The organism is Bacteroides neonati (assembly GCF_000499785.1).
Classification (GTDB): Bacteria; Bacteroidota; Bacteroidia; order Bacteroidales; family Bacteroidaceae; genus Bacteroides; species Bacteroides neonati.
Genome location: NZ_HG726020.1, coordinates 1,119,572 through 1,144,348 on the forward strand (window position 1 = coordinate 1,119,572; position 24,777 = coordinate 1,144,348).

A 24,777-nucleotide genomic window follows, 5' to 3' on the forward strand; every position below is an offset into this window, starting at 1 on the left:
AATAAATTACGTATATGGAAACAAAACTACAATCCAAACAGCAATATCCGCGGTTTATCCAAAATAAACCGTGTGGTATTGACAAATTCGATGGAGGTTCGCAAGAAAGGTTGGCAAAAACTATTGCTCGCCATTTTTGTCAGAATGATTCATTGGATGAGGAATGTACTTTACCTCGAATTATCGGCATCGAAGGTATTTGGGGATCTGGAAAATCCAACGTGGTTAAAATGTTGGAACGTGAATTATCAGACGACTATTACTTTTTTGAGTATGACGCATGGGGACATCAAGAGGACTTGCAACGCCGCTCTATATTGGAATTGCTTACAAGCAAACTTATTGATGATGGTATCCTATCTGGAAATGCAACAATAAAAGTCAAAGGTGGAGGTACGAAAACCGTATCATGGTCTGAAAAGCTGAAATATTTATTAGCCCGTAAAACGGAGACCGTAACCGAAAAATATCCCCTTATCAGTAATGGTATGGTTGCGGCATTTTTGGTTGCAGTTTTAACTCCGATATTTACATTTATTGCGTATGCAGTAAAACCTACACCCACAACATGGTGGTTTTCTTTATTGTCTATTATCATAGCTGCACTGCCAGTTCTTATTGCATTGTGCGTTTGGAAATGGGCATATAGCAAAGATCATAAATATGGATGGAGTTATATGTTAGCTATTTATCAAGATAAAGTCGAAAAGGACGTTTGCTATGAGACTTTGAGCGAAGACGAACCAACGGTTTACGAGTTCAAAACATGGATGCAAGACATTTCTGATTTTATCAAGGAAAAAGGACAACGTAAATTAGTCCTTGTTTTTGACAACATGGATCGTCTCCCCGCTGAAAAAGTAAAAGAATTATGGTCTTCTATCCATACGTTCTTCGCCGATAGCGGTTTTGAAAATGTTTGGGCTGTTATTCCTTTCGATGAAACACATTTAGCTTGTGCATTCGGAGATGAGACCGACGAACAAACGAAACAACTGACCAAGTATTTTATCAATAAAACTTTCCCTATTGTTTATCGTGTTGCTCCTCCTGTTATTACCGACTATCGAAGTATATTCAACAAACTGTTTGTTGAAGCATTTGGAGAAACAGAAAATGAAGCGAAAGAAACTATAAATCGGATATTCAGATTGGTAAATCCTAATGCCAATGTTAGGGAAATTATATCATATATCAATGAGATGGTCGCTCTTAAACAAGAGTGGTGTAACGAAATTTTGATGATAAACATAGCATTGTTCTGTTTGAAGAAGACGGATATTCTGGCAAATCCAGTAGAACAAATATTGTCCGGCGACTATCTGAATGGCATTCAAACAATAATTAACAATGATCTGCAAACACAACGCGAAATTGCAGCTTTGGTATATGGTGTCGATGTTGAAGATGCTCGACAAATTCCATTGAAAAAATATATTGAAGGCTGCATCAACGGAGAAGAAGACCACGACATAAATCAATATGCAGAGACTAATAAACAATTTGACACTGTATTAGAAGAAGTTATACAATGTATGGACAATGCGCTTATCGATAAGATTATACATTGTTTGCATAAATTAACTCGAAAGAGCGATGTTATTCTGCGTGTATGGCAAAGAATAGCACAATTGAAATTAAAAGAATCCATAGAGAAGCAGGTGTTCCCTGTCGAATACCAAGAACTGCTGTTGCATTTAGACACGGAAAGCCAAAACCATGTGATTGCTCAATTATATAAGAAGATAGTTCGGTTCAATGACTTCAATGGCGGCGACTATTTCAAAACGTTAGATGCAATAGACAGGTTTATTGCGCAAAATAAGTTGGCGTGCGATTTTACGTCATTGATTGAAGCAAAAACAGTCAAGCCAAATACATTTATCGATTATATTCAAGCTGCAAATGCAACAGATGCTGCCTATCGGGATAACGCGACAACTAAAGCATATAAATATTATCAAGTAGCAACAAATTCGGAGGCGCTCGATAATTATTTGGCAAACTTACTACCCGATAATTTCGACCATGCAGATATTGTAAAAACGTTAAAAGATAATTCTACCTATACGTTTCCAACGCTTTTGCAAGCGATCACGAATTGCATTGATGAACAGAATGTAAATAAAGATAATATAGGGGCTATATTTACAACCTATCGTTTATTGGCATCTGACGAAGAAAGACCTTTACCTGTAACGTTAGATTCAACCTACATAAATCAGTTGCATTCTGAATTAGAAACTGATGGCCGAAACATTAAAGAGTCTGGATATTACGATTTAGTCGCCATGCAATTGGCACATGGTCATTCCGTTTCCTTAATAGAGGGTGGAGATATAAAATATGTTGCAGAACTCATGGACTATTATGTGGATCATGGAGACTTATTAGTAAATAGTGTGGGATGGAATATACCGCTATTAAATGAAACACTACAATACATGGTAAATCATAAACTTGGCTATAAATTATTGCTCTCAGACATATTGCCCCAATTTGAAGATATTAAGAACAGAATAGGTGTAACGGATGAGGTATTTATCGAGCATTTAGCAGAGTGGAATACCGATTTGGATAAGTATATCACTAAGAACAATATTAAAGATGTAATTCCTGACGCATCTTTTTACGATTTGACCACTAAAATAAGCAATGTCCTGACCGATCATATCAATAAAATAGCGTTCGAAGCGTTGTCTGAAATAAGTGTTGATACATTATACGCCCAAAGAACAGCACATACATCATATTATTGGTTTGTCGCAATAAAACATTTACTGGCTAAAATCAAATCCTTGCCAGATAACTTGACTGAATTTGGCAAAAAGATTCTGATGGATATTGCTTCTGGAACTCAAAGTTTGAATCCTTTCCCTAATTGTTTCAAGAATATAGTTGAAAGATTGGATAAACGAAAAATTAAATCGACAGTTACCGATATAAGAAATGATTTCTGCATCGGTAAAAAGACTATCAATGCAATAAAGTTTCAATTTTTCGAAACATGGCTTAGATCGCATGGTAATTTGAAAAGTCAAGCTGGAGACGTTATTGATAAAATAGTGAAACCTGTAATTTCCGATGGGGCATGCCGTTCATTGATTCTGCAAAACAAAGATTTTTATATGGATTTAATAAATACAGCAGGGGATGATGCTTATGAATTGAAAAAGAGTCTCCGAAACCTCATACAAAAAGATTCAGATCCGCAATTGGTTAAATTTGTCAATTCGATAGATTCAGTACCTGAGGTTGAAACCGCGTAAGTATTTGTCTAACAAGTCCGAATTTTACGATTTTACCCGTCAGAACTGAAGTGCCCCCCAAAAAAATTGTATCCAACTTTTGGGGGTCACTTCAAACTTCGATAGGGATAATTTTCAATTTTGGGGACTTGTTAGACAGTCTCATTATCTGGTAGCAGTTTACACAGCACCGGATCGTTTTTGATACGCTCCAGTTCCTCCTGCACAATCTGCTTCACCTCTTCCTTGATGCGCCGGTAGTTCGCCTGCACCGTTTCCTTCATGCGGTCGTTGCCGTCCTCGTCCGTGAAGTTTGTAATGACGGGAATTTTCTTGTAGGCACTTTCTTCCCGTTTCACCTTTTCGGCATCCACCACAATCTCGCAATGAAAAATCTTCTGCTCGATACGCTCGTTGAAGTTGTCGGATACAGAACCGACAAACATTCCCTGCGTAAGCCCGGAAATCTTACTCGGTGGAATGAGCGCGTCCATCTGCGTGTTGATGGAGGTGGAAACATCCTGCCGGTTGATGGAGATGGACTGCCGTTTCTGCAACACCTTACCGAACCGCTCGGAGAGCGTCTTGGCTGTTTCCCCCACCACCTGACCGGAGAAAATATTGCCGACAGTGTTCATCACCACTTTCGCCTCTTTGTCCCCGTAGTCACGCACTAACTGGCTGAAATCCTGAAAGCCCAGACACACGGCAACCTTGTTGCTTCGGGCGGTAGCTATAAGATTGTCCAACCCTTTGAAGTATATTGTGGGCAACTCGTCGATGATGACCGATGACTTCAGCATCCCCTTCTTGTTGATGAGCTTCACGATACGGGAATTATACAGACCGAGTGCCGCACCGTAGATATTCTGACGGTCGGGATTGTTACCCACGCAGAGGATTTTCGGCTCTTCGGGATTGTTGATGTCCAGCGTAAACTCGCTGTCTGACATCACCCAGTAGAGCTGCGGTGAAATCATCCTCGAAAGCGGGATTTTTGCCGACGCTATCTGACCCATGAGCTGCTCCGCAGCCCCTCCAAGCCACGCATCCATGAACGGCGAAAGGTAGTTCTCCAGCTCCGGATAAGAGGTCAGTATCGGAAATATATCCTCGTAACGGCGGTTCAGAAACTCGATAGCATGGGGAAACGTGCAAAACTTCCCGTTCTGATAGATTTTGAGATACCAGATAATACTGGCAAACAGAATGATAGGTGACTCCACGAAGAAGTCGCCCTGCTTTTGCACCCACGTTTTATTGAGGTTGAGCATTATTGTGTAGGCACTCTCATAGGCATCCGTAATATCTTCCATAAAATCCGGGTGAATGGGATTGCACCGATGAGAGCGTCGCGGGTCGTCGAAGTTGATCACATAGAACTTCGGCTTTACCTTGTAGCCGTCCGGGTGGTTCAGCAAATGGTTGTAGGCAATAGTAGATAGGTCGGGATACTTGAAATCGTAGATGTATTGACTAAAGCCCTTTTCAATCTGTTGCTTGATAAAATTGTTTACCACGGCATAGGACTTGCCGCTGCCCGGCGTACCCAACACGATGGACGCACGGAAGGGATTAACTACATTGATCCAACCGTTGTTCCAGCGTTTCCTGTAATAGAAACGTGTCGGCAGATTGACCGAATACTCGCTTTCGATAAGCCTCGTTTCCTGCATGAAACTCTCGTTCTCGTTGTTGAAAACATCCTCCATCAAATTGTGTTTCAACAGGCGGCTCATCCACAGACCACCCATCAACAGGCAGACATAGCCCGTTCCAATGGTAAGGACATACAGTCCCGTCACCGCTTCAAGCGGCAGCGGCAGGGGCAGCAACCACCAGTTCAGGAAAAACAGCACGAACCCGACGGCAAATGCTGTCCAGATTCTCCCCCAAGTGATTTTCTCACCCTTGACACCCTTCGTACCCAGACAGGACAAGGCAAGCAAAAGGACGGAAAACAGCTTCGTGTAGAGAATGGAATGGAACAGCCCCGCCGTGCGGTCGAAGTTCAGAAGGATTTTGTCCACCACGCCGATGTTCACGCCCCACAGCCGGATGGCTTCGTAGCAGAACCAGTACACGTTCATGACCACTAAAATGATACTCACGGCACGCAGAAAATCCATGATTTTCGCCAATGCCCTCAAATCGTCTTCTTGTTGTGACATACATTGATTTTTTAATTGTTGATACTCTGATTACATACCCAAGCCCTTGCGTTTTTTCTTCTTTTTGCGCTTCATCGCCCGGATGAAAGCCTCTTCCTCGGCATCTACCGCCGGACCTTCGGGAGTGAGCAAGCCCATACCGCCCGATATATCTTCACTGTCGTAGGCGGTCTGCCCGTGTGCCTTGTCCGCAGCATCCACAGGGATGGATAGCGGTATCGGCGGTTGTCCGGCGTATGGCAGGGTGAAGTGTTCCTGCAAGGCATTCGCCGAAAGCTCCTTACCCATGCGCGAACCGTTCAGCACGCATCCCGTGCGGTGGTCGATGAAGGTAGCCCCATAGATGCGCCCTTCCTCTGTGTAGCGCAGTACGGTGTCGATGCCCTTCTCTTTGAGTTGGGATACAAATTTGTCCTTGTCATAAGTGCCTTGCAGCACGGAAAGGACGGTGCGTTTCGTCATGTCTGCCAGTTTCCTATCCTTGATTTCCGATTTGGAACGGACAAACTTCTTCTGTACGGCTTCATAGCCTGCGGACTTCCCGAAAAGCGAGGATTTGAACGGGTTGCCCACCTTGTTACCCTTGTCGTCCGTGACGGAATAGACCAGCCCGTGATACTCCCGTCCGCGCACGTTGCCCCTCGCTTCCTCCACCGTCATATTATATAAGGAAAGGAGCGCACGGTATTCGCCCATCGTCTGGAAACGGTACTGCCCATTCAGAGCCTTCACGGTGTTGCCTACCTGCTTCTTCACATCACCTGCCGATGCGGCCACCTTGCGCAACGGATTATCCAATCTCTGATTTTTACGTTCTGCCGGATGCAATCCGTACTTCTGTTCCAGTTCCCTGCGGATACGGTCGCTGCGGCGGTAGAGAAAATCCCGGTTGAGCCTTTTCCCGTTCTCGTCCACGTTGACCGTCACGATGTGCAGGTGGTGGCGGTCGATGTCCTCGTGCTTGAATACAAGATAAGGCTGGTTTCCGAAACCGAGTTTTTCCAGATACTCGCGGGCGATATTCTGCAACTCAATATCGGTCAGCACATCCTCCGGGTGCGGGTTGAGAGAGATATGCACCACCGGCTTCTCGATCTTCATCTGCGGTGGCAGGAAGGTGAGAAAACCCTCCATCGCCTTGCCTATGTCCACCGTTCCCGAACCGTCATTGTAGATGCGGTTGGTGGTGAGAAGCCGCCCCTGCGCCTCGTTAATCTTCTCCCCGTTGTAGGCAATCGCGCCGTACAACGAACTTCCTACACTGATTTTTGCGACCATTTTGCCTCCATTTCCCTTGAAAGTTCCACAATCCGGCGGCTCAGTTTCACGAGTTCGACGGTGTGTTGCTCTAATTTGTAGAGCAACGCCATCGCCTTTTTCTCTGAAAAATGCAGCCTCAGTTCCTTCACGACTTGGTTGTAATTCGTACCCACGGCACGGAATTGTGCATGAAAATCCGACAGTTTGGTGTAATAGTCCACCAACGTCTTGTCCACCTTCAGCACCTTGAACGGTTGCCCGAAGAAGTGCGCTTTGAGGAAAACAGACCGTGCATAGACACCCGATTTTCCGAACATGGCGAGGAAACGGTTGTGTTCCTCCTCGTTGAAACGGACGGTGTACCGGTACACCGCCGGATCAAGTTTGGGATTTCTCCCTGATTTGCTTTTCCTTTTCTCTTTCATATTACTTTGGATTTAGCGGATTGACGGCATAAGCCGCCGCTTCGGATTACAGCACCGCAGTTCTGAAAGGCTTCCCGACTTCGGAGGGAAAGCCCGCCCCCTGCAAGGGCAAGTGCTTTTCGTGGCTGCTCAAAATATTTTGAGCGGCTGAAAAGACATCTTGCTATGTTCAGGTGAACATAAAAATCCGTCAGGGGACGGATTGGGAAAATACCTTTCAGGACTCCGGGCCGCGCGTCATCGGCGAACCCTGCTGTCCGGGTGCAAAGTTACGCCCTTAAAGCGGTATCGGACAGATGCTTGACCCGGTCAATGACTGCCAACCGGCGCAACGTGCCGCCACTTGCCGGAGAAGTGATACAGGTTCCAAAATATACTTGTTTATTTGCAGCATGATTCAAGAAACGAACGATTTGAAGATATGATAAACGGAACATTCAAATACCCGGAAATCCGCTTCTTCGGATACTTGCCGAAACGGATACCCGAACCGTCGGAAACCCGGTTCTCCGACAATTCGGTGACGTATGGATTCAATGACTTCATGACGCAATGTCGTCAATCACCATTTGTCCGACGCACCGCTTCACCACAGAACCGGATACGCGACGACCCGCCTGCGTGTGTAGTCACGGAAGCGGATGGTGCGACAGCCAAATCCGTATGGAAACAGAAAAACAAATCATCAACAATTAAAATAAATGGAACTATGAGTAAGGAAATCTTCGTTGCATTCGCAACACAGAAAGGTGGCATCGGCAAATCCACTGTCACGGCACTTGCCGCCAGCTACCTGCACAACGTGAAAGGCTACAATGTCGCCGTCGTGGACTGCGACGACCCGCAGCACAGCATCCACGGGCTGCGCGAACACGAAATGGGGCTTATCGACAGCAGCACCTACTTCAAGGCTCTCGCTTGCGACCATTTCCGCCGGATCAAAAAGAACGCCTACACCATCGTCAAAAGCAATGCGGTGAACGCCCTCGACGATGCCGAGAGGATGATTGCCACTGAGGACGTGAAACCCGACGTGGTGTTCTTCGACATGCCCGGCACACTCCGAAGCAACGGCGTGATAAAGACGCTCTCGCAGATGGACTACATTTTCACTCCGCTGAGTGCCGACCGCTTTGTCGTGGAGAGTACCCTGAAATTCGTCACGATGTTCCGCGACAGGCTGATGACTACCGGACAGGCGAAAACAAAGGGGCTGCATCTGTTCTGGACGATGGTGGACGGCAGGGAGAGGAACGACTTGTACGGCATCTACGAGGAAGTGATAGCCGAAATGGGCTTTCCGGTACTTTCCACCCGCTTGCCCGACAGCAAGAAGTTCCGCCGTGACCTTTCGGAAGAGCGCAAGAGCGTTTTCCGCTCCACCATCTTCCCGATGGACACGGCACTGCTGAAAGGGAGTGGCATCCGGGAGTTTTCCGAAGAGATAAGCGACATCATCAGACCGCAGTGAGCATGGGCAGCAGGAAAGTGAACACGGAAGGCATCGACGAGGAACTGCTGTTAGCCTCCATCGGGCGGCGCACACAGGACGGGACACTGCGCCCCGCACAGGAAGTACCCGCAGCTGCACCGACCGAAGAGGACACCGCCGCACCGGAACCATCTCCTGTGCAACCCGTAACACGGGAAAAAGCGCAGAGGGAAAGTGGACGCCGGAAAAGGCAGGACGAGGACTACAACGAGCTATTCCTGCGCCGCAACGAGATAAAGACCCGCCAATGTGTCTATATCAGCCGTGACGTCCACGGCAAGATCCTCAGAATCGTGAACGACATCGCCGGAGGGGAAATCTCAGTAGGCGGATATGTGGATACCGTGCTGCGCCAGCATCTGGAACAGCACAAGGAGAGAATCAACGAACTGTACAAGAAACAACGTGAAGATCTGATTTGAAAATGGAAAAAGAAATGACACCGAATGAAAAAAGACCACAGCAAGACTGCGGAGGTATGTTTACCCAAGTGCAGGCGAGTGTGGAAATACTGTCGCCTGTCCCGGTAAGCGGCAAATGCAGTGAGAAGGACTATGAACGCCTGTTCATCCGCGACCCGGAAGTAAAGGCACGTGAGGGGAAGATGGCGTATGTGCGCCCGGAGTACCACGAGCGTATCATGCGTATCACCCGTGTAATCGGGCATGACCGGCTTACGCTGTCCGCTTACATCGACCATGTGCTGACGCACCACTTCAACCAGTGCGAAGATGCGATAAAGAGCCTTTATGCCCGAAATTACAATTCAGTATTCTAACCAAAAACGGAAGGATATGAATTACACAATCAGCATGACAGACATTCTGCTGGCGGTATCGGTCGGCTGCAACCTCTGGTTCCTGTTCCTGCTCCTTTACGAGCGCATCATGGACACGCGGATTGTCCGCTTCTTCAAGGGCATTGTCGGATTATGGCGGTCACTGGACGGGAATGAGGCTAAACGCATAGCGGCACACGAGGAAGTCCCTGCGGAAAAGGCGGACATCATCGGCAAGAGCCGTTTCAGGATGGCATCCACCCGGACAACCGCTGCCATACCGACGCAAGAAGCCGCCACTATTGAAAAAGGCATTGAGCTGTCGGAGGAAGAGGCTACTTTTGACGACGGAAAAACGGGAAACGCATCCCGCCCGGCACAAGTCCCGGAGGAAAAACTCGATGAGACCTTCACGAGCATACCGCCGGAGGAACTGGGATACGGGGACGACGAACCGGAAGAGGACGCCTCGGACACGCCACGGGCTTCGGGCAGCAGCTTTGACGAGATTGACGACGCCTGCAAGACCGCCAAAAACCCGGACGCGACACAGGCGGAACGTGAAAAGGCGGCTAAGGTGTTCACCGACATGGAGGGCACGGAGTTGTACGAGAAAATGATGGAAGGCTCTTCGGAGATAGGCATCCGCATCAAGGGGCTTATCGAGATTCGGCTGAAGAAATCTGAAAAGGAGTTCGTCGTGCCGGACAACATCGAGGAGTTCGACATTCGCAACTATGTATGACAACAATAAAAGAAATGAACATGAAAGAATGACATCAACCCACGCGGCGAGGAAACGCAAGGCGCATCCCCATCCGCAACGGACACGCCCACGTCCGTGGAAACAAACGGGCATCCACTAAAACCAAAGTAAAGAAACAAAGTATCAACCGCCCGACAAAGGACCATCCACCCTTTTGACGGCAAAAAACAAGAACAGTTTATGAACAAGAACATCTTGAAAAACAGAAAAGCAATCCTCTCCGCGGCACTTGTCATCGCCGCAACCGCCTCCGCTTTCGCGCAGGGAAACGGCATCGCGGGCATCAACGAAGCCACCTCTATGGTGAGTTCTTATTTCGACCCCGGAACTAAACTGATATACGCCATCGGTGCAGTCGTCGGGCTTATCGGGGGCGTAAAAGTGTACGGCAAGTTTTCATCGGGCGACCCCGACACCAGCAAGACAGCCGCCTCGTGGTTCGGCGCGTGCATCTTCCTGATTGTTGCCGCCACCATCCTGCGCTCATTCTTCCTTTAATAAATAATGTATGGCTGAATACCCAATCAACAAGGGTATCGGCCGTCCGGTAGAGTTCAAGGGCTTGAAGGCACAGTACCTCTTCATCTTCTGCGGAGGTCTGCTGGCTCTCTTCGTCCTGTTCGTCATCCTCTACATGGTCGGTATCGACCAGTGGATATGTATCGGCTTCGGCGCGGCATCGTCCTCCCTCCTTGTATGGCAGACCTTCGCGCTGAACGCCCGGTACGGTGAACACGGGCTGATGAAATTAGGAGCGGCACGGAGCCATCCCCGATACCTTATCAACCGGCGGCGGATAACCCGTCTGTTCAAACGACAACGAAAGGAAGAAAGACAATGAGGAATACATCGAAAATGACAACACTGGAAAACAGGTTCCCACTTTTAGCGGTGGAGCATGGCTGCATCATCTCAAAGGACGCCGACATCACGGTGGCTTTCGAGGTGGAACTACCGGAACTTTACACCGTGACGGGTGCGGAGTACGAGGCGATACACAGTTGCTGGTGCAAGGCTATCAAGGTGCTGCCGGACTACTCCGTCGTCCACAAACAGGACTGGTTCATCAAGGAACGCTACAAACCGGAGCTTCAGAAGGACGACATGAGCTTTTTAAGCCGCTCTTTCGAGCGTCACTTCAACGAGCGTCCGTACCTGAAACACACCTGCTACCTCTACCTGACCAAGACAACAAAGGAGCGTAACCGGATGCAGAGCAATTTCAGCACGCTGTGCCGGGGACATATCATCCCGAAGGAGCTGGACAGGGAAACCACGACCAAGTTCTTGGAAGCCTGCGAACAGTTCGAGCGCATCATGAACGACAGCGGGCTTGTCAGGCTGCGCCGCCTCTCCACCGATGAGATTGTGGGTACTGAGGGAAAGACGGGACTTATTGAACGCTACTTCTCGCTCATGCCGGAAGGTGACACCACCTTGCAGGACATCGAGCTTTCGGCAAGGGAGATGCGCATCGGCGACAACCGCCTGTGTCTGCACACCCTCTCCGACGCGGAAGACCTGCCGGGCAAGGTGGCTACCGACACCCGTTACGAGAAGCTCTCCACCGACCGGAGTGACTGCCGACTGTCATTCGCCTCCCCGGTGGGGCTTCTGCTCTCCTGCAACCATATCTACAACCAGTATGTGCTGATAGACAACAGTGAGGAAACCTTGCAGAAGTTCGAGAAGTCCGCCCGTAACATGCAGTCGCTATCTCGCTATTCAAGGAGCAACAGCATCAACCGCGAGTGGATAGACCAATACCTGAACGAAGCCCATTCCTACGGACTGACCTCGGTACGGGCACACTTCAACGTCATGGCGTGGAGCGACGATGCGGAGGAACTGAAGCATATCAAGAACGACGTGGGCAGCCAGTTGGCAAGCATGGAATGCGTGCCGCGCCACAACACCATCGACTGCCCGACACTCTACTGGGCGGCGATACCCGGCAATGCGGCGGACTTCCCGGCGGAAGAGAGTTTCCACACCTTCATCGAACAGGCGGTGTGCCTGTTCACAGAGGAAACCAACTACCGCAGCTCGCTCTCGCCCTTCGGCATCAAGATGGTGGACAGGCTCACGGGAAAACCGCTGCACCTTGACATCTCCGACCTGCCCATGAAGCGAGGTATCACGACCAACCGCAACAAGTTCGTGCTGGGTCCTTCGGGCAGCGGCAAGTCTTTCTTCATGAACCACCTCGTGCGCCAATATTATGAGCAAGGCGCACATGTGGTATTGGTGGACACGGGAAACTCCTATCAGGGCTTGTGCGGCATGATCCGACGCAAGACAGGCGGAGCGGACGGTGTGTATTTCACCTACACGGAAGATAAGCCCATCAGCTTCAACCCGTTCTACACCGACGATTACATCTTCGACGTGGAGAAGAAGGACAGCATCAAGACCCTGTTGCTGACGCTCTGGAAGTCGGAGGACGACAAGGTGACAAAGACGGAGAGCGGCGAGCTGGGCAGTGCCGTGAGTGCCTATATTGAGCGCATCCAATCCGACCGTAGCATCGTGCCGTCGTTCAACACCTTCTACGAGTATATGCGTGACGACTACCGCAAGGAACTGGCACAGCGTGACATCAAGGTGGAGAAGTCCGACTTCAACATCGACAACATGCTCACCACCATGCGGCAGTATTACCGGGGCGGGCGTTACGATTTCCTGCTCAACTCCACGGAGAACATCGACCTGCTCGGCAAGCGGTTCATCGTCTTCGAGATAGATTCGATTAAAGAAAACCGCGAACTGTTCCCCGTCGTGACCATCATCATCATGGAAGCCTTCATCAACAAGATGCGGCGGCTGAAAGGCGTGCGGAAACAGCTTATCGTGGAAGAGGCTTGGAAGGCCCTCTCATCGGCGAACATGGCTGAATATCTGCGCTATATGTATAAGACGGTCAGAAAATATTACGGCGAGGCAATCGTGGTGACGCAGGAGGTGGACGACATTATCAGTTCTCCGGTGGTCAAAGAGAGCATTATCAACAACTCGGATTGTAAAATCCTGCTTGACCAAAGGAAATATATGAACAAGTTCGACCAGATACAGGCGTTGCTCGGACTGACGGAAAAGGAGAAGTCGCAGATACTCTCCATCAACATGGCGAACAACCCTTCACGGCTCTACAAGGAGGTGTGGATAGGCTTGGGCGGCACGCAGTCGGCGGTCTATGCCACGGAGGTCAGCGCGGAAGAGTATCTGGCGTACACCACCGAGGAAACGGAAAAAGTGGAGGTTTACCGTCTGGCGGAGAAGCTGGGCGACGACATCGAAGCCGCCATCCGGCAGCTTGCCGAAAGGCGGAGAAACAAGGAATAACTAAAAAACAGAATGTATCAACCAAAAAAGAAAAACGCGTATGAATTTACCAAAAGTGAAAATGCTGCAAGTCAGCAAGTGCCTTATCGGATTGGCGGTCATGATGCTGCAATCCTGCGACGTGGCCGACAACCGCCGCGACATGCTGTGCGGGAACTGGGAGAGCGTGGAGGGAAAACCTGACGTGCTTATCTACAAGGAGGGCGAAGCCTACAAAGTGACGGTGTTCCGTCGTAGCGGTCTGCGCCGCAAGCTCAAGCCGGAAACCTATCTCTTGCAGGAGGAGAACGGCAACCTGTTCATGAACACCGGCTTCCGCATCGACGTGTCCTACAACGAGGCCACGGATGTGCTGACTTTCTCGCCAAACGGGGACTATGTGCGGGTGAAGCCGCAGCCGGGACATCCGACCGAAGAATAACAACCACTAAAATCCAAAGTAACATGAGAACAAGAATAACAATGATTATCTGCCTGTGCCTGCTTTTCGCGGGCAGGGCAAGCGCACAGTGGGTCGTAAGCGATCCGGGCAATCTAGCGCAGGGCATCATCAATGCCTCCAAAAACATCATCCATACCTCCAAGACCGCCACGAACATGGTGAGCAACTTTCAGGAGACGGTGAAAATCTATCAGCAGGGCAAGAAGTATTACGATGCCCTCAAATCGGTGAACAATCTGGTCAAGGACGCCCGCAAGGTGCAGCAGACCATCCTGATGGTGGGCGACATCACAGACATCTATGTGAACAGTTTCCAACGGATGCTCCGTGACGGGAATTTCAGACCCGAAGAGCTTTCCGCAATCGCTTTCGGCTACACGAAACTGCTGGAGGAAAGCAACGAAGTGTTGACGGAACTCAGGAACGTGGTGAACATCACCACGCTCTCCATGACCGACAAGGAGCGCATGGACGTGGTGGAACGCTGCCACTCGAAGATGAAGCGTTACCGCAACCTCGTGAGCTACTACACGAACAAGAACATCTCCGTGAGTTACCTGCGTGCGAAAAAGAAGAACGACCTCGACCGCATCATGGGGCTGTACGGGAACATGAACGAAAGATACTGGTAGCCTATGAAGTTCGACAACCTTCATCAGATTTTACGTTCACTTTATGAGCAGATGATGCCGCTGTGTGGGGACATGGCTGGTGTGGCGAAAGGCATCGCCGGGCTGGGTGCGCTGTTCTACGTCGCCTACCGGGTATGGCAGTCGCTGGCGAGAGCTGAACCGATAGACGTATTCCCGATGCTCCGTCCTTTTGCCATCGGTCTGTGCATCATGTTCTTCCCGACTGTGGTGCTGGGCACGATAAACAGCATCCTCTCACCCGTCGTACAGGGCACGGCAAAGATGCTGGAGGCGGAAACGCTGGACATGAACCGATACCGGGAGCAGAAGGACAAACTGGAATACGAGGCGATGGTACGCAACCCCGAAACCGCCTACCTCGTGTCCAACGAGGAATTTGACAAGCAACTGGAGGAACTCGGCTGGTCGCCCTCCGACATGGTGACGATGGCGGGAATGTATATCGACCGGGGAATGTACAACATGAAGAAGAGCATCCGCGACTTCTTCCGCGAGATACTCGAACTGCTGTTCCAAGCCGCCGCCCTCGTGATAGACACCGTCCGCACCTTCTTTCTCGTGGTGCTGGCGATTCTCGGTCCGATAGCCTTCGCCCTGTCGGTATGGGACGGTTTCCAAAACACGCTCACGCAGTGGATATGCCGCTATATACAGGTCTATCTGTGGCTACCGGTATCGGACATGTTCAGCACCATACTGGCGAAGATACAGGTTCTGATGCTGCAAAACGACATCGAGCGGATGCAGGCAGACCCGAACTTCTCGCTGGATTCGAGCGACGGGGTGTATATCGTATTCCTCTGCATCGGCATCATCGGCTACTTTACCATTCCCACCGTTGCGGGCTGGATTATCCAAGCCGGAGGCATGGGCGGTTACGGTCGCAACGTGAACCAGATGGCGGGACGAGCCGGAAGCATGGCGGGCAGCGTGGCGGGTGCAGCCGCAGGAAACGCAGTCGGACGTGTCGGCAAATTGCTGAAATAATCAATGTGCAATCATAAATTGGAAAATATAAATGGAATTCAAATCACTTAGAAACATCGAATCGTCGTTCAGGCAGATACGCCTGTTCGGTATCGTCTTCCTCTCGCTGTGCGCCGTGGTGACGGTGTGGAGCGTGTGGAACTCCTACCGTTTCGCAGAGAAGCAACGGGAGAAAATCTATGTGCTGGACAACGGCAAGAGCCTGATGCTCGCCTTGTCTCAGGATTTGTCGCAGAACCGCCCGGCGGAGGCACGGGAACATGTGCGCCGTTTCCACGAGATGTTCTTCACGCTATCACCTGAAAAAAGCGCGATTGAACACAACGTGAAACGTGCCTTGCTGCTGGCGGACAAGAGCGTGTACCACTATTATTCGGACTTCGCGGAGAAGGGGTACTACAACCGCATCATCGCCGGGAACATCAACCAAGTGCTGAAGGTGGACAGCGTGGTGTGCGACTTCAACGCCTATCCCTACCGTGCCGTGACCTACGCCACACAGAAAATCATCCGGCAGAGCAACGTCACCGAGCGCAGCCTCGTGACCACCTGCCGCCTGCTGAACGCATCGCGGTCGGATGACAACCCGAACGGTTTTACCATCGAGGGTTTCACCATCATTGAGAACAAGGATTTACAGACTATCAAACGGTAACAGGACATGAAAAGTATCAGAAAATCAATGTGGGGCATGTATTGGAAACTCCACGACAAACGGAAACGCTTGGCGGCAAGTCTCAAAGGGTATCTGGACGGCTTGCCGCCGGAAACACGCCGCCGCATCGTGCTGGGGATGTTCGCCGCCTTCGCGGTGCTTGCCCTTTACACCTTCGGCAGAGCCGTCTATGACATCGGCAGGAACGACGGCTCACATATGGAAACGGGACACGCCGGACGGGTGGAACTGCCGACCCCGGCGGAAACAGGCAATCACTTAACACCTTATTTATATGGAACAGACAAAGAATGAACCGACGAAAGAGAACAAAGCTGCTCCCGAAACGGGGAAACCGAAAAAGGAGCGCGAACCGCTGACAGAGGCGCAACGGCTGAAACGGCAGAAGATGATCGTGCTGCCCGCTATGGTGTTGGTGTTCATCGGGGCGATGTGGCTGATATTCGCCCCGTCCTCCGGCAAGGAGCAACCGCCGGGAACGGACGGATACAACACCGAGATGCCCGACGCTGACAAGGCGAACCGGCAGATTATCGGCGACAAGCTGAAAGCCTACGAGCATGGGGAGATGGAAGAGCGTCAGGAGAGCCGCAACCGTGCCATCGGGCAGCTGGGCGACATGTTCGACCGCGAGATAGCGGGAACGGAGAACGGAGTGGACTTCGACCTCGCCAATCCGGGCGGCAAGGAAGAAAGGGCAAAGCCAGCCACGCCGCAGACCATCCAGTCCTCCGCAGCCGCCTACCGTGACCTGAACGCCACGCTCGGAAACTTCTACGACCAGCCGAAAAACGACAATGCGGAGATGGACGAATTGTTGGAGCGCATCGCATCGCTGGAGTCGGAACTGGAAAGCGAGAGGGGCAAGGCTTCCTCTATGGACGAGCAGGTGGCTCTTATGGAGAAGTCCTACGAGCTGGCGGCAAAGTACATGGGCGGTCAGAACGGAGGACAGCCATCGGCGGAACAGAGGGCAGAGCCAACTACCGTGCAGAAAGGGAAGAAGAACAAGGCAATGCCTATCAGACAGGTGGAGCATCAAGTAGTTTCTTCACTCTCACAGCCTATGAGTAACGCGGAGTTTGTCGCCGCCTTATCGCAGGAACGCAACCGGGGTTTCAACACGGCTGTCGGCACGGCGGAGGTATTGGACAGGAACACCATACCGGCGTGCGTGCATGGGGCGCAGAGCGTGACGGACGGGCAGACGGTAAGGCTGCGCCTGCTGGAGCCTATGGCGGTGGCAGGCAGGACAATACCCCGGGGTGCGGTGGTGGTCGGCACGGGCAAGATACAGGGTGAGCGGCTCGACATCGAGATTACCTCGCTGGAATACGACGGCACGATTATCCCCGTGGAGCTTGCGGTCTATGACACGGACGGACAGCCCGGCATCTTCATCCCGAACTCGATGGAGATGAACGCCGTCCGGGAGGTCGCCGCCAACATGGGCGGCTCGCTGGGAAGCAGCATCAACATCTCCACCAATGCCGGGGCGCAGCTCGCCTCCGACTTGGGCAAGGGGCTGATACAAGGCACGAGCCAGTACATCGCCAAAAAGATGCGAACCGTCAAGGTGCATCTGAAAGCCGGGTACAGGGTCATGCTTTACCAAGAAAAATATTGAAAACAATAAAAATTACCACTAAAATCCAAAAGTAATGAGAAAAGTAATCATCATGTTTGCCCTCGCTATGGGCATCATAACTGCCAACGCGCAGGAGAATGTAACCGTTGAAACGACCAACGGAAGTGAACAACCGACCTTGACGAAGGAGGTCTATCCGCAGAAGGAGGCGGACGGCGACCTATATCACGGGCTGTCACGCAAGCTGACCTTCGACCGCATGATACCGCCGCACGGTCTGGAAGTGACCTACGACAAGACCGTCCACGTCATTTTTCCGGCGGAGGTGCGCTATGTCGATTTAGGCTCGCCCGACCTGATTGCCGGGAAAGCCGACGGAGCGGAGAACATCATCCGTGTGAAGGCTACCGTAAGGAATTTTCCCAACGAAACGAATATGTCCGTCATCACGGAGGACGGCAGTTTCTACACCTTCAACGTGAAGTACGCCGCCGAACCGCTGTTGCTCAACGTGGAGATGTGCGACTTCATCCATGACGGCAGCACGGTGAACCGCCCGAACAACGCGCAGGAAATCTATCTGAAAGAGCTGGGCAGCGAAAGCCCGATGCTGGTGCGCCTTATCATGAAGTCCATCCACAAACAGAACAAGCGCGAGGTGAAGCATATCGGCTGCAAGCGTTTCGGCATCCAATACCTGTTGAAAGGCATCTACACGCACAACGGCTTGCTTTATTTCCACACGGAGATAAAGAACCAGAGCAACGTGCCTTTCGATGTGGACTACATCACTTGGAAAATCGTGGACAAGAAGGTTGCGAAGCGTACTGCCGTGCAGGAGCAGATTATTCTGCCGCTCCGCGCGCAGAACTACGCCACCCTCGTGCCGGGCAAAAAGAGCGAGCGCACGGTCTTCACGATGGCGAAGTTCACCATCCCCGATGACAAGTGCCTCGTGGTGGAATTGAACGAGAAGAACGGCGGCCGTCACCAGTCCTTCGTGATTGAGAACGAGGATTTGGTACGCGCGGGTACCATCAACGAACTTCAAGTACGCTGACCATGAGAAAGTACATCGCAATAATCATCGCGTCGCTTGCCCTTTTTACAGGGCAGGCGCACGCCCAGCGGTGTCTGCCGAAGATGCAGGGCATCGAGGTGAGGGCGGACATGGCGGACGGCTTCAATCTCGGCGGCAAGGACGGCGGGTACAGCTTCGGGGCGGCTCTCTCCACCTACACGAAGAAGGGGAACAAGTGGGTGTTCGGTGGCGAATACCTGTTGAAGAACAATCCCTACAAGGACACCAAGATACCCGTGGCGCAGTTCACGGCGGAGGGCGGCTATTACTTCAAGATACTGTCGGACGCCCGAAAGATTGTTTTCGTCTATGCCGGGGCTTCGGCTCTCGCCGGATATGAGGCGGTAAATTGGGGGAAGAAGGTGCTGCATGACGGCTCCACGCTGCACGACCGGGACGCCTTCATCTACGGCGGTGCGCTGACGCTCGATGTGGAGTGTTACGTGGCAGACCGTATCGCCCTGCTTGCCAACCTGCGGGAGCGTTGCCTTTGGGGTGGCGACACACGGAAGTTCCACACGCAGTTCGGGGTCGGTATCAAGTTCATCATCAACTGACACGGGCATGGAAAGGACGGAAATAGATGCTGTCAGAAGGATGCCGCTTGCGGATTTTCTCGCACGGCTGGGGCATGAGCCTGTCAGAAGGAGCGGTAACGAGCTGTGGTATCTTGCCCCGTACAGGGGCGAGCGCACATCCTCTTTCCGTGTGAACGTGGCGAAACAGCTCTGGTACGACTTCGGTTTGGGCAAGGGCGGCGACATCTTCACGCTTGCCGGGGAGTTTCTGCAAAGCGATGACTTCATGAAGCAAGCGAAGTTCATAGCGGAAGCCGCCAATATGACGGTTGCCGGATGGGAAAAGCCCGTCTATCTCTCGAAGCCGACCGAATCCGTTTTTGAGGATGTGGAGGTCGCTCCGCTGCTCCGCTCACTGCTGACGGAGTATTTAGAGGAACGGGGCATCCCTTACGCCATCGCATCCCGTCACTGCTGCCGCTTGAACTACGGTGTGCGTGGGAAACGGTATTTTGCCGTTGGCTTTCCGAACATGGCAGGTGGCTATGAAGTCAGAAGCCGATATTTCAAGGGTTGCATACCTCCGAAGTCTGTATCACTGGTAAAGGCGAATGACATCCCGGCTGACGAGTGCCTCGTGTTCGAGGGCTTCATGGACTTTCTCTCTGCCGTGACGCTTGGTGTAACCGGTAACGCTGACTGTCTTGTGCTGAACTCAGTCGCCAACGTGGAGAAGGCGGCGGGATTGCTGGACGGATACGGGCGCATCGGCTGCTTCCTCGACCGTGACGAAGCCGGACGGCGGACGCTTGCCGCACTTACCATGCGATACGGGGAACGTGTCACCGACCGTTCCTCCCTCTATGACGGTTGCAAGGACTTGAACGAGTACCTGCAACTGACAACGAAAAAACAGAAAAACAACCATCTAAAAATCGAAGAACAATGAACATACTGAACAACAGAAACAAGAGAACATCAATATTCAAGGCAGTGGCGTTATGCCTGATAGCCGCCATGTCATTCACCCTCGTGTCATGTGACGATGACATGGACATCCAGCAGTCCTATCCCTTCACGGTGGAGGTCATGCCCGTGCCGAACAAGGTAGTAAAGGGGCAGACAGTGGAAATCCGCTGTGAACTGAAAAAGGAGGGCGACTTTTCGGGTACGCTCTATACCATCCGCTATTTCCAGTTCGAGGGGGAAGGCTCGCTCAAAATGGATAACGGCATCACCTTCCTGCCTAACGACCGCTACCTGCTGGAGAACGAAAAATTCCGCCTGTACTACACGGCGGCGGGTGATGAGGCGCATAATTTCATCGTGGTGGTGGAGGATAACTTTAGCAACTCCTACGAACTGGAATTTGACTTCAACAACAGGAATGTAAAGGACGACGATCTTACCATCGTTCCCATCGGCAACTTCAGCCCCTTGTTGAAATGATGCGTGTATTCATGACAATGCTCTGTTCACTTCTGACGGTCTGTTCTGTGTCCGCGCAGATCAGCCGCCAAGAGGGAACGGACGGGCAGGCGGCAATCTACCGACTGCCGCTTATGGAACGTGCTTTTTTATGCTGCCGCTACTTTGAAGGCTGGCACTCAGAAAAACACTACCCATACGTCGGTTGGGGTCACAAACTTTTGCCAAACGAGAAGTATTCGGCACGAACCATGACAAAACGGGATGCGGATGAACTTTTGCGGAAAGACCTGCGCAAATTTGTCGCCATGTTCCGTAAATTCGGGGTTGATTCGATTTTGCTTGGCACGTTAGCTTACAATGTGGGACCGGCGAAGCTGTTAGGCAGCAAAACAATCCCCAAAAGCACCTTAATCAAGAAGCTGGAAGCTGGTGACAGGAACATCTACCGTGAGTATATAGCCTTCTGCAACTACAAAGGAAAACGCCACGCCATGCTGCTCAAACGGAGAAAGGCGGAGTTTGCGCTGTTGTATATCCCATAAAAGGACTGACAAAACTGGCAAAAGACGTGCCATATTTAACTTGGCACGTCTTTTGCTCTATCACTTGATAGATTATCGTAGGATTTTCTCGTTAATTGACATCGTTGAGCCATTTTTGCCTATCGGTTTCCAAATAACACTTCAAGTTGTAAGTGTTGTGAGAGCAATACAAAACATAGTTATTAACCATAAAAAGTATAGCGAAATTATGAAGAAAGTATTTAGGAAAATTCAGAAAGGAACAACAAAAATGATTGAACGTATCAAATCGTTGGGGGAAATGGAGACGAAGCAGAAATGTGTAGTTCAACGGTTCGAGATTATCATTCCCCTCCACCAAAAAATAACGACCCAATATATAGCCTCCGCAAGTTTTACTTGCGGATTTTTTAGTTATCGCAGATTGGACAAAGGTTTCTTTGCTACTTTCTTTGTCCGCCATCATGCTCACTGAAAGAAAGTAGGGCGGCTCTCGCCGCCCCGCCACTCAAAAGCGTGTGTAAAGTCCCGTCACCATCGTGAACATTTCCTCCAGCATATCAAAATAGATACCCTCGTGTACGGCAATGTCCTTTGTCTTGCACTCAAAGGTCTTTTTGCTGAACGTCCTGCGGTAGAAGCGCATATTGTAGAGGTCTGCCCCTTCGTCATAGATGATGTCAAGGCGGTTGGCACTTGTTTTGTTCCTTGCAAGGCTCATCCGTAAGCCGTTGCCCATATCTATGAAATCACGGCTACCTGTCATGGCGGTGAAGCGTTTTCCGCCTATCTGCTGTAATATCGTCTTGGCTATCATATCTTTTGTTTTTAGGGTTTTAAGTATTGGCGGTGCGGACACCGCCATCCCGTTCAAAATTCTCGCATTTCGGAAATGGGGGTCTGCCGTTGTAGCCACTCTTTCACACATTCCATATTGTACTCGCTCGTGATGACTGCCGTATGGCTGTCGGTGGCGGTGAAACGTGTGCTTTCGTAATCATCTATCCACCCCTTGAGGGTGTCCGTTCCCCACGCTCCGGTATCGTCAAAGATACCGTCCAATGCCGTGATAGGTTCGCTGAACTTGACTATCAGCGTTTGATAGGTCGTGTTCATAGTCTGTCCTCCTTTCCCTTCTTTGCGTTCAGCCACTTGTCCCGTGCGGCTCGGCACTCGTCCAACGTGGGTTTGACACAAGAGAACAATTCTCTGTCTATGGGGTGGCGGTAGTCGTACTGCACAAGTGTCCGCCTGCGTCTTCCGATACCCGATTGGAAACGCTCGTATTTCTCCGTACCTGCTTCCGCGCAGGTGCTTACTCCGTTGATGGTCATTCGTGTTGTCATAATGTTGCTTTTTAGATGGTTAAAAATGTACTGACAGAACTCTGTTCTTCATCACCATTTCGGGGTTGCTTGTGTAGCGTTGGTGCAGGTAGAAATGGTGTGAGCCGAAGCCGTAAAGGAAAAACTTGTCAAGTTCGTGCTTCTCGGCAAACTCCTTTACGCTCTTTCTCAATTCCCCCTCACTCGTTGTGAGAGTGAGGAGGTTCACAAATTCAAGGAACATCGTGGGGATTGCATCATCCCACACACAAATCATACTTTCAATTCTTACTTCCATATCAATGTTGTTTTAGGGGTTATGCTATGCCGCTTTCATCCGCTCACGGATAAGGTTGGCGTTCTTGTTCACAAGGTCTATGATGCGCTCGTGATATTCGGTGTCCTGGTTGTGCTTGCCGTGGCACTGCACCACTTCGAGGGTTCGCAAGTCCACCTCTACGGTTTCAATAATCTCATCGCCAATCCTTGCCGATAGTATGAGGGTGTCGGCTTTCTTGTAGTATCCACTGCCAAACACGCAGATGCCCTGCGTCTTGCCCTCGTTGTAATACTCGTCTATGCTTTCAAGCACCTTGACGATTATTTCCTCGTCCGTGATTACCAAGCCGAAGAATTTGGATTTGTTGGCGATGAAATCCTCCGCATCTTTCTTTCGTTGGAGTTGTCGCTGTTGCTCACGCTCACGCCTTTCAATCTCCCAACGGCGTTGCTCTGCGGCTCTTTCCTTCTCGTGTATGGCTTCAATTTTTCGGGTTGCGTTGTCGTGTGCCGCCATGAAATCTTCGGGACAGATGTTCTTCGGGTTACGGAGGTCTTGACCGAGTTTTTTGAGCATACGCAGATAGTCGCACCACATTGAGAGGTTGTCTATCTGATACTTGTGACGCTTGGCAATCAGATATGATGCCCAACATTCATCGGCAGTACGGGTATTGAAAAGAAAGTGTTTCATGACCTCAATCTCACCGCCTTTCATAAGGGTTTCAATTCTTGGGTCTGAAAGCAAGGCTTTGAAAAGACGCACGGGGGAGATGCCGTGGAAATCGCCCTTGAAGCCGTTACGTCTGAGTTGGGGCAATATCCTCATCTTTGGATATGCACAGCTTCTTGCCACCACATCATCGTATAGGCTGTTGTGCGGTCTTACCTCCATATCGCTGCCTAATGCCCACACATCGCAATAGCAGAAAAGGAAGCCACGGAGCAACGCCATGTCCGTAACCTTGCCGTCGGGTGAAATCCAACGCTGCACGACCTCGTGGCAGTAGAAACGCATCGGTTCGCCTTTCCTGCTCTCGCATCTGACCTGCGCCACGCGGATTACCTGATACCCTTTGCAGGTGGTTATCACGCTGAAATTCTGCGTTTCCTTGTAGATGCGTCTGCGTGTGTCCTGCACTTTGAGTTCGGCATGGCATTTGGGGCAGGTGCAGCCTTCAAGGGTGTCGCATAGTCCGCTGTCGCTGTGCCACTCGTGACCGCAGTCGGAACAGGTGATGTTCCCTTTCTTGGTGCGGTAGCCGATATGCTCAACGCAGTGGCGGTATGCCCAATCTATTTGTGTCGCTGATATGGGGCGAAGGTTGGCGGAAAGTCTTGCCACCTCTTTCTGTATCTTGGTCTTCGGTTTCATAAGCCTAAATCAAATAATGAGGGTTGGGGTTGGTTTTCTTTTCTCGCTGACGGTCTGTGGCGGTTCTGCAACTTGCGGAGTTCCTCCTCTTGGTATTTGCGGACAGCGTTCTGACGTGCCTCCGCCTTTTCCTCTGCCGTGAGTTTCACAACGTGGTTCACAACCACTTGGCAGTCCATCGGTTTGCCCACCTCTATCTCGTTTTCCTCATAGTAGTGGATGGCTTGCCCGAATATCTCTCCGTCCGTGAAACCGTTGCAACCGCTTTTCTGCACATAGTTCAGAATGTGGGTCACGCACTCGTCCATGTTCTTGGCAGGGTTGCGGTACTTCTTTGCAAATAGCGCATCTTCCTCCGCACGCTGTTCCAAGTACATATATATCGTTCTCTTGAAATGGTCTGTTCCTTTCATATCGCT

30 protein-coding genes are annotated in these 24,777 nt (G+C 50.7%); 20 read left to right on the top strand and 10 right to left on the bottom strand.

All coding sequences use genetic code 11. From position 1 onward, the window contains the following. Positions 1–14: 14 nt before the first annotated feature. Positions 15–3,269: a P-loop NTPase fold protein gene (locus tag TY03_RS07655; protein WP_004291481.1), complete on the top strand. Its 3,255-nt coding sequence runs from the start codon at positions 15–17 to the stop codon at positions 3,267–3,269. Positions 3,270–3,400: 131 nt separating this feature from the next. Here TY03_RS07655 and mobC read toward each other — a convergent pair whose 3' ends face one another. From mobC to TY03_RS22850, 4 genes are all read right to left on the bottom strand, one after another. Then, a complete protein-coding gene (gene mobC, locus TY03_RS07660) occupies positions 3,401–5,419 on the bottom strand; it encodes a conjugal transfer protein MobC (RefSeq protein WP_004291482.1) in 2,019 nt (672 codons plus the stop codon). A gap of 30 nt (positions 5,420–5,449) precedes the next feature. Next, the gene (gene mobB / locus TY03_RS07665) at positions 5,450–6,697 is read right to left on the bottom strand and encodes a conjugal transfer protein MobB (RefSeq protein ID WP_004291483.1); all 1,248 of its coding nucleotides are present in this window, start codon (positions 6,695–6,697) and stop codon (positions 5,450–5,452) included. Beyond that, positions 6,676–7,104, bottom strand: coding sequence for a conjugal transfer protein MobA (gene mobA, locus TY03_RS07670; RefSeq protein WP_004291488.1), 429 nt, complete (start codon positions 7,102–7,104; stop codon positions 6,676–6,678). Before mobA ends, mobB begins: the two co-directional genes overlap by 22 nt. A 381-nt stretch (positions 7,105–7,485) precedes the next feature. Then, on the bottom strand, positions 7,486–7,650 hold the full coding sequence (locus tag TY03_RS22850) for a hypothetical protein (RefSeq protein ID WP_196029218.1): 165 nt from the start codon (positions 7,648–7,650) through the stop codon (positions 7,486–7,488). Between TY03_RS22850 and TY03_RS07675 the strand changes: the two genes are divergently transcribed. From TY03_RS07675 to TY03_RS23105, 19 genes are all read left to right on the top strand, one after another. After that, positions 7,649–8,575, top strand: a complete 927-nt coding sequence (locus TY03_RS07675) for a ParA family protein (RefSeq protein WP_005783105.1) — start codon at positions 7,649–7,651, stop codon at positions 8,573–8,575. The two genes, TY03_RS22850 and TY03_RS07675, sit on opposite strands and share 2 nt — an antisense overlap. A gap of 2 nt (positions 8,576–8,577) precedes the next feature. Next, positions 8,578–9,018, top strand: coding sequence for a DUF3408 domain-containing protein (locus TY03_RS07680; RefSeq protein ID WP_004291503.1), 441 nt, complete (start codon positions 8,578–8,580; stop codon positions 9,016–9,018). A 2-nt stretch (positions 9,019–9,020) separates the two neighbouring features. Beyond that, complete coding sequence (locus TY03_RS07685) at positions 9,021–9,374, top strand: DUF3408 domain-containing protein (RefSeq protein WP_004291505.1); 354 nt, start codon at positions 9,021–9,023, stop codon at positions 9,372–9,374. A 16-nt stretch (positions 9,375–9,390) separates the two neighbouring features. Continuing rightward, complete coding sequence (locus tag TY03_RS07690) at positions 9,391–10,119, top strand: hypothetical protein (protein WP_004304280.1); 729 nt, start codon at positions 9,391–9,393, stop codon at positions 10,117–10,119. 201 nt (positions 10,120–10,320) lie between these two features. After that, positions 10,321–10,638 carry a DUF4134 domain-containing protein gene (locus tag TY03_RS07695; protein WP_002560983.1) on the top strand — a complete coding sequence of 106 codons (318 nt, stop codon included), beginning with the start codon at positions 10,321–10,323 and terminating at the stop codon, positions 10,636–10,638. Positions 10,639–10,648: 10 nt separating this feature from the next. Then, complete coding sequence (locus TY03_RS07700) at positions 10,649–10,981, top strand: DUF4133 domain-containing protein (RefSeq protein WP_004291514.1); 333 nt, start codon at positions 10,649–10,651, stop codon at positions 10,979–10,981. Beyond that, a complete protein-coding gene (locus TY03_RS07705; RefSeq protein WP_004291515.1) occupies positions 10,978–13,482 on the top strand; it encodes a TraG family conjugative transposon ATPase in 2,505 nt (834 codons plus the stop codon). Before TY03_RS07700 ends, TY03_RS07705 begins: the two co-directional genes overlap by 4 nt. A 40-nt stretch (positions 13,483–13,522) precedes the next feature. After that, positions 13,523–13,903 (top strand): DUF3876 domain-containing protein, encoded by a 381-nt coding sequence (locus TY03_RS07710; RefSeq protein ID WP_004291516.1) that lies wholly within the window; start codon positions 13,523–13,525, stop codon positions 13,901–13,903. 23 nt (positions 13,904–13,926) lie between these two features. After that, entirely contained in the window at positions 13,927–14,556 is a 630-nt protein-coding gene (locus TY03_RS07715) for a DUF4141 domain-containing protein (RefSeq protein WP_004304283.1), read from the top strand. 3 nt (positions 14,557–14,559) lie between these two features. Next, entirely contained in the window at positions 14,560–15,564 is a 1,005-nt protein-coding gene (gene traJ / locus TY03_RS07720) for a conjugative transposon protein TraJ (protein WP_004291518.1), read from the top strand. A 31-nt stretch (positions 15,565–15,595) separates the two neighbouring features. Next, complete coding sequence (gene traK / locus TY03_RS07725; RefSeq protein WP_004291519.1) at positions 15,596–16,219, top strand: conjugative transposon protein TraK; 624 nt, start codon at positions 15,596–15,598, stop codon at positions 16,217–16,219. 27 nt (positions 16,220–16,246) lie between these two features. Continuing rightward, on the top strand, positions 16,247–16,534 hold the full coding sequence (locus tag TY03_RS07730) for a TraL conjugative transposon family protein (protein WP_018697145.1): 288 nt from the start codon (positions 16,247–16,249) through the stop codon (positions 16,532–16,534). Next, positions 16,515–17,867, top strand: coding sequence for a conjugative transposon protein TraM (gene traM / locus TY03_RS07735; protein ID WP_004291521.1), 1,353 nt, complete (start codon positions 16,515–16,517; stop codon positions 17,865–17,867). Before TY03_RS07730 ends, traM begins: the two co-directional genes overlap by 20 nt. Before the next feature lie 34 nt (positions 17,868–17,901). Then, positions 17,902–18,888 (top strand): conjugative transposon protein TraN, encoded by a 987-nt coding sequence (traN, locus tag TY03_RS07740; protein WP_004291522.1) that lies wholly within the window; start codon positions 17,902–17,904, stop codon positions 18,886–18,888. Positions 18,889–18,890: 2 nt separating this feature from the next. Beyond that, complete coding sequence (locus TY03_RS07745) at positions 18,891–19,466, top strand: conjugal transfer protein TraO (RefSeq protein ID WP_004291523.1); 576 nt, start codon at positions 18,891–18,893, stop codon at positions 19,464–19,466. Positions 19,467–19,473: 7 nt separating this feature from the next. Continuing rightward, a complete protein-coding gene (locus tag TY03_RS07750; protein ID WP_004291524.1) occupies positions 19,474–20,376 on the top strand; it encodes a toprim domain-containing protein in 903 nt (300 codons plus the stop codon). Beyond that, positions 20,373–20,876, top strand: a complete 504-nt coding sequence (locus TY03_RS07755) for a DUF3872 domain-containing protein (protein WP_004291525.1) — start codon at positions 20,373–20,375, stop codon at positions 20,874–20,876. Before TY03_RS07750 ends, TY03_RS07755 begins: the two co-directional genes overlap by 4 nt. Beyond that, positions 20,873–21,400, top strand: a complete 528-nt coding sequence (locus tag TY03_RS07760; RefSeq protein ID WP_004291526.1) for a glycoside hydrolase family protein — start codon at positions 20,873–20,875, stop codon at positions 21,398–21,400. The genes TY03_RS07755 and TY03_RS07760 overlap by 4 nt, the downstream gene beginning before the upstream one ends. A 64-nt stretch (positions 21,401–21,464) precedes the next feature. After that, positions 21,465–21,854: a hypothetical protein gene (locus tag TY03_RS23105; RefSeq protein WP_004291527.1), complete on the top strand. Its 390-nt coding sequence runs from the start codon at positions 21,465–21,467 to the stop codon at positions 21,852–21,854. Positions 21,855–21,887: 33 nt separating this feature from the next. Here the strand turns inward: TY03_RS23105 and TY03_RS07770 are convergent, their stop codons facing one another. The 6 genes from TY03_RS07770 to TY03_RS07790 are packed head-to-tail and all read right to left on the bottom strand — an operon-like array spanning position 21,888 to position 24,771. Next, on the bottom strand, positions 21,888–22,196 hold the full coding sequence (locus TY03_RS07770; protein WP_004304290.1) for a hypothetical protein: 309 nt from the start codon (positions 22,194–22,196) through the stop codon (positions 21,888–21,890). Between the two features lie 53 nt (positions 22,197–22,249). Further along, entirely contained in the window at positions 22,250–22,495 is a 246-nt protein-coding gene (locus TY03_RS07775; protein WP_004291529.1) for a DUF6956 domain-containing protein, read from the bottom strand. Beyond that, positions 22,492–22,725 carry a DUF3873 domain-containing protein gene (locus TY03_RS21800; RefSeq protein ID WP_004304291.1) on the bottom strand — a complete coding sequence of 78 codons (234 nt, stop codon included), beginning with the start codon at positions 22,723–22,725 and terminating at the stop codon, positions 22,492–22,494. The genes TY03_RS07775 and TY03_RS21800 overlap by 4 nt, the downstream gene beginning before the upstream one ends. A gap of 19 nt (positions 22,726–22,744) precedes the next feature. Further along, a complete protein-coding gene (locus TY03_RS07780) occupies positions 22,745–23,002 on the bottom strand; it encodes a hypothetical protein (protein WP_004291531.1) in 258 nt (85 codons plus the stop codon). Positions 23,003–23,026: 24 nt separating this feature from the next. After that, positions 23,027–24,358, bottom strand: coding sequence for a PcfJ domain-containing protein (locus TY03_RS07785; protein WP_004291532.1), 1,332 nt, complete (start codon positions 24,356–24,358; stop codon positions 23,027–23,029). Further along, complete coding sequence (locus tag TY03_RS07790; protein WP_004291533.1) at positions 24,355–24,771, bottom strand: PcfK-like family protein; 417 nt, start codon at positions 24,769–24,771, stop codon at positions 24,355–24,357. The genes TY03_RS07785 and TY03_RS07790 overlap by 4 nt, the downstream gene beginning before the upstream one ends. Between the last annotated feature and the right edge of the window lie 6 nt (positions 24,772–24,777).